Origin of the sequence: Mycobacterium vicinigordonae, assembly GCF_013466425.1 — a bacterium.
GTDB lineage: Bacteria > Actinomycetota > Actinomycetes > Mycobacteriales > Mycobacteriaceae > Mycobacterium > Mycobacterium vicinigordonae.
In genome coordinates, this window is record NZ_CP059165.1 from 6,255,237 (window position 1) to 6,266,765 (window position 11,529).

Genomic DNA, 11,529 nt, shown 5'->3' on the forward strand with positions numbered 1-11,529 from the left:
CCCGCCGCCCGCCGATTGGTTACGGTCCGGCGATGGGATTGCGGCAAAGCACGCGACGGCTCCGCAGCGACGCCGAGCTACTGACCGCGCATGTCGCCGGCGACCGCCGCGCCTTCGCCGAGTTGTTCGCCCGCCACCACCGACGGCTGTACCGGCTGGCGAAGCTGATTAGCCTGAACGCCGAGGATGCCGAGGACGCGCTGCAGGAGGCGATGCTGTCCGCGCACCGCGGTGCCGCTTCGTTCCGCCGGAACGCTCAGGTCAGCTCGTGGCTGCACCGCATCGTGCTCAACGCCTGCCTGGATCGGTTGCGCAGGGCCAAGGCGCAGCCGGCTGTCCCGCTGCGCTGGGACTATCCCGTCGCCGACCGGACCACGCAGTCCGACACCGCGATCGTGGTCCAGCGCGCGCTGATGCGGTTGCCGGTCGAACAGCGGGCGGTGGTGGTCGCCGTCGACATGCACGGTTATTCGATCGCCGAGACCGCGGCGCTACTGGGGGTGGCCGAAGGCACGGTCAAGAGCCGATGCTCGCGCGCGCGGGCGCGATTGGCCCGGTTGTTGGGCTACCTGGACGCCGGCGACTCGACGTCCCGGGCGCTGCGAGCACCGAACCGCGCATGACGCACACTGGGGCGGATGAGTGCCGCCGAGGACGACGCCGATCCGCAACCACCGCTGACGGTTGAACAGCTTGCCGACCTGCAGGCGGGCCTGCTCGATGATGACACCGCCGCAGCCGTGCGAAGCCGCATCCGCACCGACCCGCAGGCCGCGGACGCATTGCAGGCGCTGCACCAGGTGCGTCGCGATCTCGCCGCCTTGGCGGCCGAACCCGCACCCAACGCTCCCCCGCAGCTCGTCGACAGTGTCGCCGCCGCATTGCGCTCGCCGGGCGCCGCTCACGCAGCGCGGCCTCCGATGCGCTCCGCGCGGGTCATCGCCGGGTTAGTCGGCTTCGCCGGGGTGGTGGCCGCGATTGGTTTGGGCACTGCGGCGTTGCTGCGCTCGCCGTCCTCTGGCTCGAAAACCGATCCCACCGCCAACCACATAACCGTGTCCGCGCCGGTCCCGGTGATTCCGCTGTCGGACCCGGAGATCCTCGCCTTGTTGCATCGTCCGCCCGATTTCGGTGCGCTGACCAACCCTGGGCAGCGCGCCTCCTGCCTGGGCGGCCTAGGCTACCCGGCGGGCACCCCGATCCTGGGCGCCCAACCGGTCGAGGTCAATTCCCGCCCGGGGGTACTGCTGGTGATGGCCGGTGACACCCCCGGCACTGTGACCGCCTACGCGGTCGCGCTGAGCTGCAGTGCCGCCGATACCGGACTGCTAGCCACCACCACCATTCCGCGCGCATAGCCGGCTCGGATCGGTGTCGTGTGCGGCTGTCGGGAACACCACTGCCTAGGCTGGCGTTCGTAGACTTTGCAGATCCACCTTAAGTTCGGTATCGCCCCGAAAGGCCCGCATGCCCGCATCAGACACCATCCATGACGTGATCATCATCGGTTCCGGTCCCGCCGGGTACACCGCGGCCCTCTACACTGCGCGCGCCCAGCTCAAGCCACTGGTCTTCGAGGGCACCTCGTTCGGTGGGGCACTGATGACCACCACCGAGGTGGAAAACTATCCGGGTTTCCGCGATGGCATCACCGGGCCGGAATTGATGGACCAGATGCGCGAGCAGGCCCTGCGATTCGGCGCCGACCTTCGCATGGAGGACGTCGAATCGGTTTCGCTGCGAGGACCGGTCAAATCGGTGGTCACCGCCGAGGGCGAGGCATTCCAGGCCAGGGCGGTGATCCTGGCGATGGGCGCGGCCGCCCGTTACCTGCAAGTACCCGGCGAGCAGGAGTTGCTGGGCCGCGGTGTGAGTTCCTGCGCTACCTGCGACGGCTTCTTCTTCCGCGACCAGGACATCGCAGTGATCGGCGGCGGCGACTCCGCGATGGAGGAAGCCACCTTCCTGACCCGGTTCGCCCGCAGCGTCACGCTGGTGCACCGGCGCGAGGAGTTCCGTGCGTCCAAGATCATGCTCGAGCGCGCACAGACCAACGACAAGATCGCCATCTTGACCAACAAGGCGGTGCTCGGGGTCGACGGCGACACGACGGTCACCGGGCTGCGGCTGCGCGACAACGTGACGGGCGAGCAGACCACATTGCCGGTGACCGGAGTGTTCGTGGCAATCGGCCACGAACCGCGCTCGGCGCTGGTGCGCGACGCGGTGGACCTCGATCCGGACGGCTACGTGGTGGTCCAGGGCCGGACTACCAGCACGTCGCTGGAAGGTGTGTTTGCCGCCGGCGACCTGGTGGACCGCAGCTACCGGCAGGCGGTCACCGCCGCCGGCAGCGGGTGTGCCGCCGCGATCGACGCCGAGCGCTGGCTCGCCGAGCACGAAACTACCGGCGAGACCGGCAGTACCGACACCCTGATTGGAGCAAAGCGATGAGCAACGCCGACAAGTCCGGCACCATCGAGGTTTCCGACGCCTCCTTCTCCACCGACGTGTTGTCCAGTGACAAGCCGGTGCTGGTCGACTTCTGGGCAACGTGGTGCGGGCCGTGCAAGATGGTGGCTCCGGTGCTCGAGGAGATCGCTACCGAACGATCGGCGCAGCTGAAGGTCGCCAAACTGGACGTGGACGCCAACCCCGAGACGGCGCGCGACTTTCAGGTGGTGTCGATCCCCACCATGATCTTGTTCAAAGGCGGTGAACCGGTGAAACGGATCGTCGGTGCCAAGGGCAAAGCGGCGCTACTGCGGGAGCTTTCCGACGCGGTTCCCGACCTCGGCTAGCGGCAACCCGTAGTCCCAGGTCACAATCACCTCACGTATTGCAGAAACAAGCCCCCGACTGGCCTGGGGTTTTCCCGATCCGACCGTGGATCTGCGACAATACGAGGCAACTGCGCTGCTCTTGGCAGCGATGTCAATTAGTCCCGGAGGACCCTTGGTATGCCGAGTCCGCGCCGCGAAGACGGCGACGCGCTGCGCTGTGGCGACCGCGGCGCAGCTGTCACCGAAATCCGGGCGGCGCTCGCCGCGCTGGGAATGCTGGACAATCCGGACGAGGATCTGACCACCGGACGCCACATCGCGTTCGAGGTTTTCGACGAAGAACTCGACCATGCGGTTCGCGCGTTTCAGCAGCATCGTGGGCTGTTGGTGGATGGCATCGTCGGTGAGGCCACCTACCGGGCATTGAAGGAGGCTTCCTACCGCCTCGGTGCGCGCACTCTGTATCACCAATTCGGCGCACCCCTCTACGGTGACGACGTCGCCACCCTGCAGGCCCGCCTGCAAGATCTCGGCTTTTACACCGGTCTGGTCGACGGGCATTTCGGGTTGCAGACTCACAACGCGCTGATGTCCTATCAACGCGAGTACGGCTTGTCCGCGGACGGGATTTGCGGCCCAGAAACGTTGCGTTCGTTGTATTTCCTGAGTTCCAGGGTCAGCGGTGGATCGCCACATGCGATCCGCGAGGAGGAGCTGGTGCGCCGCTCCGGGCCCAAGTTGTCGGGTAAGCGCATCATCATCGATCCGGGCCGCGGCGGCAATGACCACGGCCTGATCACCCAGGGCTCCGCCGGACCGATTAGCGAAGCAGACGTGTTGTGGGACTTGGCAAGTCGCCTCGAAGGCCGAATGACCGCCATCGGCATGGAGACATTCCTGTCCCGGCCGACCGGCCACAGCCCATCGGATGCCGAACGTGCTGCGATCGCCAATTCCGTTGGCGCCGATCTGATGATCAGCCTGCGCTGTGAGACTCAGGCCAGCCCGTCGGCCAACGGGGTGGCATCGTTTCACTTCGGCAACTCGCACGGTTCGGTATCCACCATCGGGCGCAACCTGGCCGACTTCATCCAGCGAGAAGTGGTGGCCCGCACCGGATTACGTGACTGCCGGGTACACGGCCGGACGTGGGATCTGCTGCGGTTGACCAGGATGCCCACCGTGCAGGTCGATGTCGGCTACATCACCAATCCCCGCGACCGCGAGATGCTGGTCACCACGCAGACGCGTGACGCCATCGCCGAGGGAATTCTGGCCGCGGTCAAACGCCTCTATCTGCTGGGCAAAAACGACCGGCCCACCGGCACATTCACGTTCGCCGAACTGTTGGCCCACGAGTTGTCGGTCGAACGCGCGAGTCGGATTACCGGCTCCTAATCCGCGGGGGCCTCGCGCCGCGCTGGTGTGCGCAGAACGTTGCCGCCTGTCACACTTCCCGCCGATGCGGCCCCCACCGGTTGCTCGAGCTGAGCATTTTCCAGCAGCCGTTCCAGCGCCGCCTCGACTTCGGCCTTCCAGCCCAGCCCCTTGTCCAGCTCGAGGCGCAGCCGCGGGAAGTACGGGTGCGGTGCAACCACCACGAAGCCGACGTCGATCAGAAAGTCCGCGTCGATGATGCAGTGCTCGACCGAGCAATCGTTGAGGGCCTCGAGTACCGGGCGGACGTCCTCGTCAACCGGCTCCTGGAGGTCAGTGGCCGCCTCGGTTCTGCCGAACGCCTCGAGTGCGCGCACGCCACGTCGAACCAGCTCGTCGATGACCCTGGCAATCAGCTGGTGGGGCAGATCGGCCATCACATCCGGTTCGGTTTGGCCGCGTTCGATCCCCATGGACGTCAATAACACCGCGTCCGCCGAGACTGGTGCGGTGGGAAAACGATGCGCGCGGGGCACGGCCCGCGGTGGCGCGTAAAGGACATACCCCAGACACGGAGGTTCGGCCTGGCTGCGCTCATCGGGGATCGCGGTGGCGACCTGCCCGCACGAACCCCACTCCAGCATCACCATCGACAGCCACGCTTCTTTTTCGAACTCGGGGTCGGCGAGGTGGTCGTTGGTACCGAGGGTCGCCGGATCGACTTCCCAGAAGACGCAGCGGCGCGCGTGCTTGGGGAGTTGCTCGAAGGCTTCGAGCCGCAGCGCTGAAATCCGAGTTGACACTAGTCTCCTGGCCTCCGTGCGATGCTCAAGCACCTCAAACCCATAAGCCGACTCCGGCCGGTCCGACTCGCATTACCCCACGGCCGTTGTCCACCGCGTGGGGCCGTGTTGTACGACCACGCGGCTGACCCCACTTTCCCGGCCACTACTGGCACCGGGAATTGCACCGGATGTGCACCGGCAACCATTCCAGGATAGGGAGTCGGTGCCCATCGGGCCAGTGTTGGCCCGGCCACGGCCGTGCGCGCCTCGCCGTTGCTCGCACCGGCAGAGTGCGCCGCCCAAATCACCGGCCAATCAGGCCGGTAACGGCCGAAAAGGGTTGATACAGAACAGATCTGCAGCATATTCGAGTGTCCGGAAGTAGCCGTTGCGCGCCGCCTCATCAGCTCAGTGTCACAGTGACGTAATTACATGGTGTGGCGGGTCGGGCCCGTTCAGTCCTGCTTTTCGGTCATCAGGTCGATGATCCGCTGCAGATCATCGACGGATCCGAACTCGACGACAATCTTGCCCTTGCGTTTGCCGAGGGCGACCGTGACCCGGGTGTCAAAGGCATTCGACAGCCGCTCAGCAACATCCTGCAACCCGGGCATCTGTATCGGTTTGCGTCTCGGTGGTGCGGGAGTTGCGCCGTCGCCCCGGTTTGCCAGGGTGACCGCTTCCTCGGTGGCCCGCACCGATAGGCCCTCCGCAACGATCCGGCTCGCCAGTTCCTCCTGCGCGTCCGGACCGGACTCCAGCGATAGCAACGCGCGCGCGTGCCCCGCGGACAACACTCCCGCGGCGACTCGCCGCTGTACCGGGATGGGCAGCTTGAGCAACCGGATCATGTTGGTGATCAATGGTCGCGACCGGCCGATGCGGGCGGCCAGTTCGTCGTGGGTGACGCCGAACTCGTCCAGCAATTGCTGGTACGCCGCCGCTTCTTCCAAGGGGTTCAGTTGTACGCGATGAATGTTTTCCAGCAGGGCGTCGCGCAATAAATTGTCGTCGCCCGTTTCGCGCACGATGGCGGGTAGCGTCGCCAGGCCGGCCGCTTGAGCGGCCCGCCACCGCCGCTCCCCCATCACAATCTGGTAGTGCGCGCCACTCTGTGCGGCCGGCACCGCACGCACCACGATCGGTTGCAACAAGCCGAACTCGCGGATCGAGTGCACCAGTTCGGCGAGGGCTTCGTCGTCGAACACCTGTCGGGGCTGACGGGGATTGGGCTCGATGTCCGACGGCGCGATCTCGCGGTATACCGCACCCATCGAGGCGGCGTCGGGCAACGGGCCACCGATCACGACGTCGGCGGCCGCGGACCCCATCCGCGGCCCGAATGACGACGAGCCGGATTCGCCCTCGGCCGGGCCGGTTGGGATCAGGGATGCCAGGCCGCGACCGAGGCCGCCTTTCCGGCGCGATGGGTTCGTCATTCGTCATTCCCTCCCGGCTGGTCGATCGCGCTGCGCGAGTTCTCGGCTGGCATCTAGGTAGCTCATCGCCCCGCGCGAACCGGGATCGTAATCGATGATTGTCATGCTGTAGCCCGGCGCCTCGGAAACCTTGACGCTCCGGGGGATCACCGTTCGCAGCACCTTGTCGCCGAAGTACCGGCGCACCTCCTCAGCCACCTGATCGGCGAGCTTGGTCCGACCGTCGTACATGGTGAGGATGACGGTGGTGACGTCGAGCCGCGGATTAAGGTGGGCCTTCACCATCTCGATGTTGCGCATCAGCTGTGACACACCTTCGAGCGCGTAGTACTCGCACTGGATCGGGATCAGCACCTCGGGGGCGGCGACGAGTGCATTGATGGTGAGCAATCCCAGTGACGGTGGGCAGTCGACGAAGACGTAGTCGAAGTCGAACTCGTCCAGCTCCGCCAGAGCATTGCGCAACCTGTTCTCGCGCGCCACCATACTGACCAATTCGATCTCTGCCCCGGCCAGGTCGATGGTGGCCGGCACGCAGAAAAGGCGTTCGCTGTGCGGACTGCGTCGCAACGCTTCCCGTAACGGCACCTCCCCGATAAGCACTTCGTAGGAGGAAGGCGTGCCGGACTGGCGGTCGGTGATCCCGAGGGCGGTGCTGGCGTTGCCCTGGGGGTCGAGGTCGATGACAAGAGTCTTGAGCCCCTGGACGGCAAGGGCGGCGGCCAGGTTGACCGCCGTCGTAGTCTTGCCCACGCCGCCCTTCTGGTTGGCGACGGTGAATACCCTGCGCTGGCGCGGTCGCGGCAAGGGATCGTAGGTGGTGTGCAAGACGCGCATCGCGCGCTCGGCAGCGGCGCCGATCGGAGTGTCATATTCGGTCGATGTTTCACGTGAAACATTCACGGTGGGATTGTGCGCCTCAGCTGACGGCGCCGCCACCCCGGGGGTTCTCTCGTCCACCCCGACTCCTGATACCTCCGTGCGAGGACCAGTCGGCGCCGCTGTGACAGGTTGTGGCGCCACCTCGTTACGAACCGGTGCCGCAGGGGGCTGGTTGGTGTTCCGACCGAACCTCATGTCGTTTCCCTTTTCGGTGACTTCTTCTGTCGGACGTACGGTCCCCGCCTTGCCACCACCGCGGTAGTGGGCTGAGGCAACAGGCGCGCACCGCATGTCACCACCCTGGCATCGACCGCACCGAGTACTTCCATCACACGCCGGTGCTCCCGGACTTCATCGCCGGCGCGCTCCCCTTTGATCGCAACCATCAGACCGTCTTGCCTCAGCAACGGCATACTCCATTTCGTCAATTTGTCCAACGCCGCGACCGCACGCGATACCACCGCATCGCTGCCGCCCCAGCGCTTTCGGATCCCTGGTTCCTCGGCCCGGCCACGCGTCACCTCGACAGGCAGCCCGAGCGCGGTGACCACCTCGTGGAGAAACTCGCTGCGCCGCAGCATTGGTTCGACGAGAACCACGCATAGGTCCGGTCGGGCAATTGCCAGGGGCAGACCCGGAAGGCCGGCACCGCTACCGATGTCCACGACGCGTATGTCCGGCTTGAGGAGTTCCCCGATCACGGCGCTGTTCAGCAGATGCCGCTCCCACAGCCGGTCGACTTCACGAGGACCGAGCAGGCCGCGTTCCACTCCGGCGGTCGCCAGGATGTCCGCGTAGCGCCGTGCCAGGTCGATTCGCTCACCAAAGATCGCTGTCGCGGGTTCCGCCGACGCGCACTCCCGATCCGAGTGGAGTTCCGTCCGTCGGTGCGGATCGACATGTTTCACGTGAAACATTCCTCCGCTCTCAGTCCTCGCACCCAGACCACGCCGTCCTGCCAACCGGTGCCGTCCGAACTACAGCCCTGTAACTCCTACGGGAGTCGCGGTCCGGTCACGGTTAGCAGTCAAGTCAGTCACGCAGCACGACCACCCGGCGCGACGGCTCCACGCCCTCACTCTCGCTGTGCACTCCGGCAACCACGGCCACCGCGTCGTGCACGATCTTCCGCTCGAACGGAGTCATCGGCGACAGGGCTTCGCGCTCACCGGTCTCAGCCACTCGCCGGGCCACCTTGTCGCCAAGAGCGGCCAGCTCTTCACGGCGGCGGCGGCGCCAGCCCGCGATGTCCAGCATCAGCCTGCTTCGTACCCCGGTCTTCTGGTGTACCGCCAGCCGAGTCAACTCTTGCAGCGCGTCGAGAACCTCTCCCCCACGGCCGACCAATTTGTTCAGATCGTCGCTGCCGTCAATACTGACGACCGCTCGATTGCCCTCGACGTCCAAATCGATGTCGCCGTCGAAGTCCAGCAGATCCAACAGCTCTTCCAGGTAGTCGCCAGCGATCTCGCCCTCGGCGACCAACCGCTCCTCCAGATCGTCGTCCTCACCAACCGCCTCGGCCTTCTCGTCTTGGGCGTCGGTGTCGAGCTCGGTGGTCTCAGCTTCCGTCATCGGTTTCTTCCCCTCATCCACGGGTTGGTAGTCACGGCATCACGCCGCGAGGTCTTACTGGGTACTGCTTGAGCCGGCCCGCCCGCGGGCGGAAGCTCAGCAAGTCAGGCAGGCGCCCTAACGTTTGCGCTTCCTCGGTCGCGCTCCCGGCCGCGGTGCTCGGCCCGGGCCGCTACTGTTACGGCCGCTCGAATTCGGTTTGGTGGGCTGGCTTGGAGCGGACTCCGCTGCATCGCCGGATCCCGAATCCGCAGAGTCGCCCTCCGCCGGCGGATCACCTTCGGCGACCGGCGCGCTCTTGGCCGACCTGATCGGCTTGGCGCCCGGCGCAGGAGCATTGGCCGCCCTGCGTTCAAGCACTTCCTGCTTTTTGGCCTCGTCCTCTTTCTCGATCATCCCGAACACGTAGTGCTGCTGACCGAAAGTCCAGATGTTGTTCGAGAACCAGTACAGGATGATGGCCAGTGGCATCGGGAAGAAAATCGGCCCGACCAAAACCCCGAGCGGAAACACGTACAGGGCAAGCTTGTTCATCATCGCCGTCTGAGGGTTCGCGGCCGCCTCCGCGCTCTGGCGAGCCACGGATGCCCGACTGTTCAGGTAGGTGGCGATGCCCGCCAGGATCATCACCGGCAGGCTCACCGCAACCAACATGCCTCGGTCGAAGTGACTGAACGCGTCCAATCCAGTGGTCTGTCTAATCGCCGCCCCGATAGGAGCCCCGAACAGGTTCGCGTCCAGGAAATTCCCGACGTCCTTGGCACTGAACACGTAGTTACCCAGGCTGCGGTTCTGTTCCACCGACAGCCCCATCCGCCCGATCCCGGACTGGGTCCGGTTGAACGACATCAGCACGTGATAGAGACCGATGAACACCGGCAGCTGAGCCAACATCGGCAGGCAGCCTAGAACGGGGTTAAACCCGTGCTCGCGCTGCAGCTTCTGCATCTCGATCGCCATCCGCTGCCGATCCTTGCCGTACTTCTTCTGCAGGGCTTTGATCTGCGGCTGCAGTTCCTGCATCTGCCGAGTAGTCCGGATCTGCTTGACGAACGGTTTGTACAGCAGCGCCCGCAGGGTGAAGACCAGAAACATCACCGACAGTGCCCAGGCGAAGAAATTCTGCGGGCCGAGCAAGAACGCGAACGCCTTGTACCAGACCCACATGATCGCCGACACCGGGTAGTAGACGAAGTCGAGACTGAAGAAATCAAACAAACGATTCACTCTCCCCTTGGGTTGCCGCGCATTCGTTCGCGGCTTCATCGACGACATCGACGTCCATGCGGCACTCGTGGCGTTCCGGAATCGGATCCCAACCGCCCGAATGCCACGGACCGCATTTAGCCAGCCTGACCACCGTCAGCCAACTCCCCCGAGCCACGCCGTACTCGGCAAGGGCATCGACGGCATATTGACTACAGGTCGGAACAAACCGGCACGACGCCGGCCGCAACGGCGAGACCATATGCCGATACAGCTGGATCAGATAGATCAGGAAACGTGCCATCGACGTGCCGACCCGGCCGGCGGATCGGACCGTCCGCGCCGGAGCCCACGCCGTGACACTCACCGCTGCGAACCCGCCAACTCGAACGCTCTGCGCAGCCCACTGCGCAACTGCTGTTCTAGCCACGCCGAGGACACGTGCCGGCTGCTGGGCAACGCGCGGATCACCACCCGATCGAGTGGATGAAGACTTCCCAGCATCGGCCGTGCCACGTGTCGCAGCCGCCGCGCCACCCGGTGGCGCTCGACAGCCGAACCGACCCGCTTGGCCACGATCAGTCCGACGCGGGGGCCGTACTCTCGCTCGAGACCGGAGCTGTCCTCGGGCGCGCTGCCCCGGCGAACATGTACGACGACATCAGGCTGCACGGAGCGCAGCCCGTACTTCACCGTCGCGTCAAATTCCGTCGACCGCCTCATGCGGTTGCGTGCGGAAAGCACCGCTGGAAGACCCGATCTTGCGATCAGGCAGTTAAAGAGCGGCGACCCTTGCTGCGCCGGTTCGACACGATCGCCCGTCCGGCGCGGGTACGCATCCGCAGCCGAAAACCGTGCACTCGGGCTCGCCGCCGGTTGTTCGGCTGGAAGGTCCGCTTGCCCTTGGCCACGGCGTTCTCCTCGCTGTGTTTGGCATAACCATCCGCCCGCTGATGCTTAGCAGCTCGTTGGCCGGAGAGTGTCTCGCATGCTGGCCGGCGCGGTCCCCGGACTCCTGGTCCCGGTCGCAGCCGTATCGCCGACTTTCGGGCGACTGTTTGAGGGTACTGACGAGGTGTGCCCTGGTCAAACCTCGCCTGCCACAGCAGACCCAGCATCGGCTTGTCGGGGGGTCCGGTGTACTCACCGCAGGGTCAATCAGAACAGCCAGAATGACCAAGAACCCCACCGGAATCCGAAAGAAACTGTTGGCAGCCGTAACGAAAACTGTTAGCTTCGGGCGGTGTAGTTCCAAGCCGGGGCGGACTTGAAACACTGTCAACAATGATTCGAGGACGGCGGATCGACTAGCTGGCCAGACCACCCTCACGGTTGTCACCCAGTTCCTGCGATCGCAACCCGCGGCCACAACGGCTGCGGTATGTTATCGACCGTCCTTTCCACATCTGTGGATAACCATGTGGACAGGTGTTAATTTCCAACTCATGATGTACCTCGACCGTCGAACCAGGAGATGCGTCG

Annotated in this window: 14 protein-coding genes; 5 read left to right on the forward strand and 9 right to left on the reverse strand. The window is 65.2% G+C overall.

Going from position 1 to position 11,529, the window contains the following annotated elements; translation table 11 throughout:
- Positions 1 to 32 precede the first annotated feature (32 nt).
- The 5 genes from sigM (at position 33) to H0P51_RS28150 (ending at position 4,181) form a co-directional block, all read left to right on the forward strand.
- Positions 33 to 623 carry an RNA polymerase sigma factor SigM gene (gene sigM, locus H0P51_RS28130; RefSeq protein ID WP_180916027.1) on the forward strand — a complete coding sequence of 197 codons (591 nt, stop codon included), beginning with the start codon at positions 33 to 35 and terminating at the stop codon, positions 621 to 623.
- Between the two features lie 15 nt (positions 624 to 638).
- Positions 639 to 1,358, forward strand: coding sequence for a hypothetical protein (locus H0P51_RS28135; RefSeq protein WP_180916028.1), 720 nt, complete (start codon positions 639 to 641; stop codon positions 1,356 to 1,358).
- Between the two features lie 109 nt (positions 1,359 to 1,467).
- A complete protein-coding gene (gene trxB / locus H0P51_RS28140; protein ID WP_180916029.1) occupies positions 1,468 to 2,454 on the forward strand; it encodes a thioredoxin-disulfide reductase in 987 nt (328 codons plus the stop codon).
- Entirely contained in the window at positions 2,451 to 2,801 is a 351-nt protein-coding gene (gene trxA / locus H0P51_RS28145) for a thioredoxin (RefSeq protein ID WP_180916030.1), read from the forward strand. The genes trxB and trxA overlap by 4 nt, the downstream gene beginning before the upstream one ends.
- A gap of 159 nt (positions 2,802 to 2,960) precedes the next feature.
- Entirely contained in the window at positions 2,961 to 4,181 is a 1,221-nt protein-coding gene (locus tag H0P51_RS28150; protein ID WP_180916031.1) for an N-acetylmuramoyl-L-alanine amidase, read from the forward strand.
- On the opposite strand, the gene H0P51_RS28155 is transcribed toward H0P51_RS28150, so the two are convergent.
- From H0P51_RS28155 to rpmH, 9 genes are all read right to left on the reverse strand, one after another.
- Positions 4,178 to 4,963: an acetyltransferase gene (locus H0P51_RS28155; RefSeq protein WP_246398269.1), complete on the reverse strand. Its 786-nt coding sequence runs from the start codon at positions 4,961 to 4,963 to the stop codon at positions 4,178 to 4,180. The two genes, H0P51_RS28150 and H0P51_RS28155, sit on opposite strands and share 4 nt — an antisense overlap.
- Positions 4,964 to 5,400: 437 nt before the next feature.
- Complete coding sequence (locus H0P51_RS28160) at positions 5,401 to 6,384, reverse strand: ParB/RepB/Spo0J family partition protein (RefSeq protein WP_180916032.1); 984 nt, start codon at positions 6,382 to 6,384, stop codon at positions 5,401 to 5,403.
- A gap of 3 nt (positions 6,385 to 6,387) precedes the next feature.
- The gene (locus tag H0P51_RS28165) at positions 6,388 to 7,461 is read right to left on the reverse strand and encodes a ParA family protein (protein ID WP_425488940.1); all 1,074 of its coding nucleotides are present in this window, start codon (positions 7,459 to 7,461) and stop codon (positions 6,388 to 6,390) included.
- Positions 7,458 to 8,183 (reverse strand): 16S rRNA (guanine(527)-N(7))-methyltransferase RsmG, encoded by a 726-nt coding sequence (gene rsmG / locus H0P51_RS28170; protein ID WP_180916033.1) that lies wholly within the window; start codon positions 8,181 to 8,183, stop codon positions 7,458 to 7,460. The genes H0P51_RS28165 and rsmG overlap by 4 nt, the downstream gene beginning before the upstream one ends.
- Before the next feature lie 115 nt (positions 8,184 to 8,298).
- Positions 8,299 to 8,841: a Jag family protein gene (locus H0P51_RS28175; RefSeq protein WP_180916034.1), complete on the reverse strand. Its 543-nt coding sequence runs from the start codon at positions 8,839 to 8,841 to the stop codon at positions 8,299 to 8,301.
- Positions 8,842 to 8,958: 117 nt separating this feature from the next.
- Positions 8,959 to 10,068, reverse strand: coding sequence for a membrane protein insertase YidC (gene yidC, locus H0P51_RS28180; protein WP_180916035.1), 1,110 nt, complete (start codon positions 10,066 to 10,068; stop codon positions 8,959 to 8,961).
- On the reverse strand, positions 10,052 to 10,414 hold the full coding sequence (gene yidD, locus H0P51_RS28185; protein WP_246398274.1) for a membrane protein insertion efficiency factor YidD: 363 nt from the start codon (positions 10,412 to 10,414) through the stop codon (positions 10,052 to 10,054). Before yidD ends, yidC begins: the two co-directional genes overlap by 17 nt.
- Entirely contained in the window at positions 10,411 to 10,791 is a 381-nt protein-coding gene (rnpA, locus tag H0P51_RS28190) for a ribonuclease P protein component (protein ID WP_180916037.1), read from the reverse strand. The genes yidD and rnpA overlap by 4 nt, the downstream gene beginning before the upstream one ends.
- A gap of 23 nt (positions 10,792 to 10,814) precedes the next feature.
- Positions 10,815 to 10,958 carry a 50S ribosomal protein L34 gene (rpmH, locus tag H0P51_RS28195; protein WP_180916038.1) on the reverse strand — a complete coding sequence of 48 codons (144 nt, stop codon included), beginning with the start codon at positions 10,956 to 10,958 and terminating at the stop codon, positions 10,815 to 10,817.
- Between the last annotated feature and the right edge of the window lie 571 nt (positions 10,959 to 11,529).

Bases quoted from the DNA above. Each gene is read 5' to 3' on its own strand.
- H0P51_RS28165 (WP_425488940.1), bottom strand. From the start codon at position 7,461: ATGAGGTTCGGTCGGAACACCAACCAGCCCCCTGCGGCACCGGTTCGT.
- H0P51_RS28160 (WP_180916032.1), bottom strand. From the start codon at position 6,384: ATGACGAACCCATCGCGCCGGAAAGGCGGCCTCGGTCGCGGCCTGGCA.
- trxB (WP_180916029.1), top strand. From the start codon at position 1,468: ATGCCCGCATCAGACACCATCCATGACGTGATCATCATCGGTTCCGGT.
- rsmG (WP_180916033.1), bottom strand. From the start codon at position 8,183: ATGTTTCACGTGAAACATGTCGATCCGCACCGACGGACGGAACTCCAC.
- sigM (WP_180916027.1), top strand. From the start codon at position 33: ATGGGATTGCGGCAAAGCACGCGACGGCTCCGCAGCGACGCCGAGCTA.
- H0P51_RS28175 (WP_180916034.1), bottom strand. From the start codon at position 8,841: ATGACGGAAGCTGAGACCACCGAGCTCGACACCGACGCCCAAGACGAG.
- H0P51_RS28135 (WP_180916028.1), top strand. From the start codon at position 639: ATGAGTGCCGCCGAGGACGACGCCGATCCGCAACCACCGCTGACGGTT.
- H0P51_RS28150 (WP_180916031.1), top strand. From the start codon at position 2,961: ATGCCGAGTCCGCGCCGCGAAGACGGCGACGCGCTGCGCTGTGGCGAC.
- trxA (WP_180916030.1), top strand. From the start codon at position 2,451: ATGAGCAACGCCGACAAGTCCGGCACCATCGAGGTTTCCGACGCCTCC.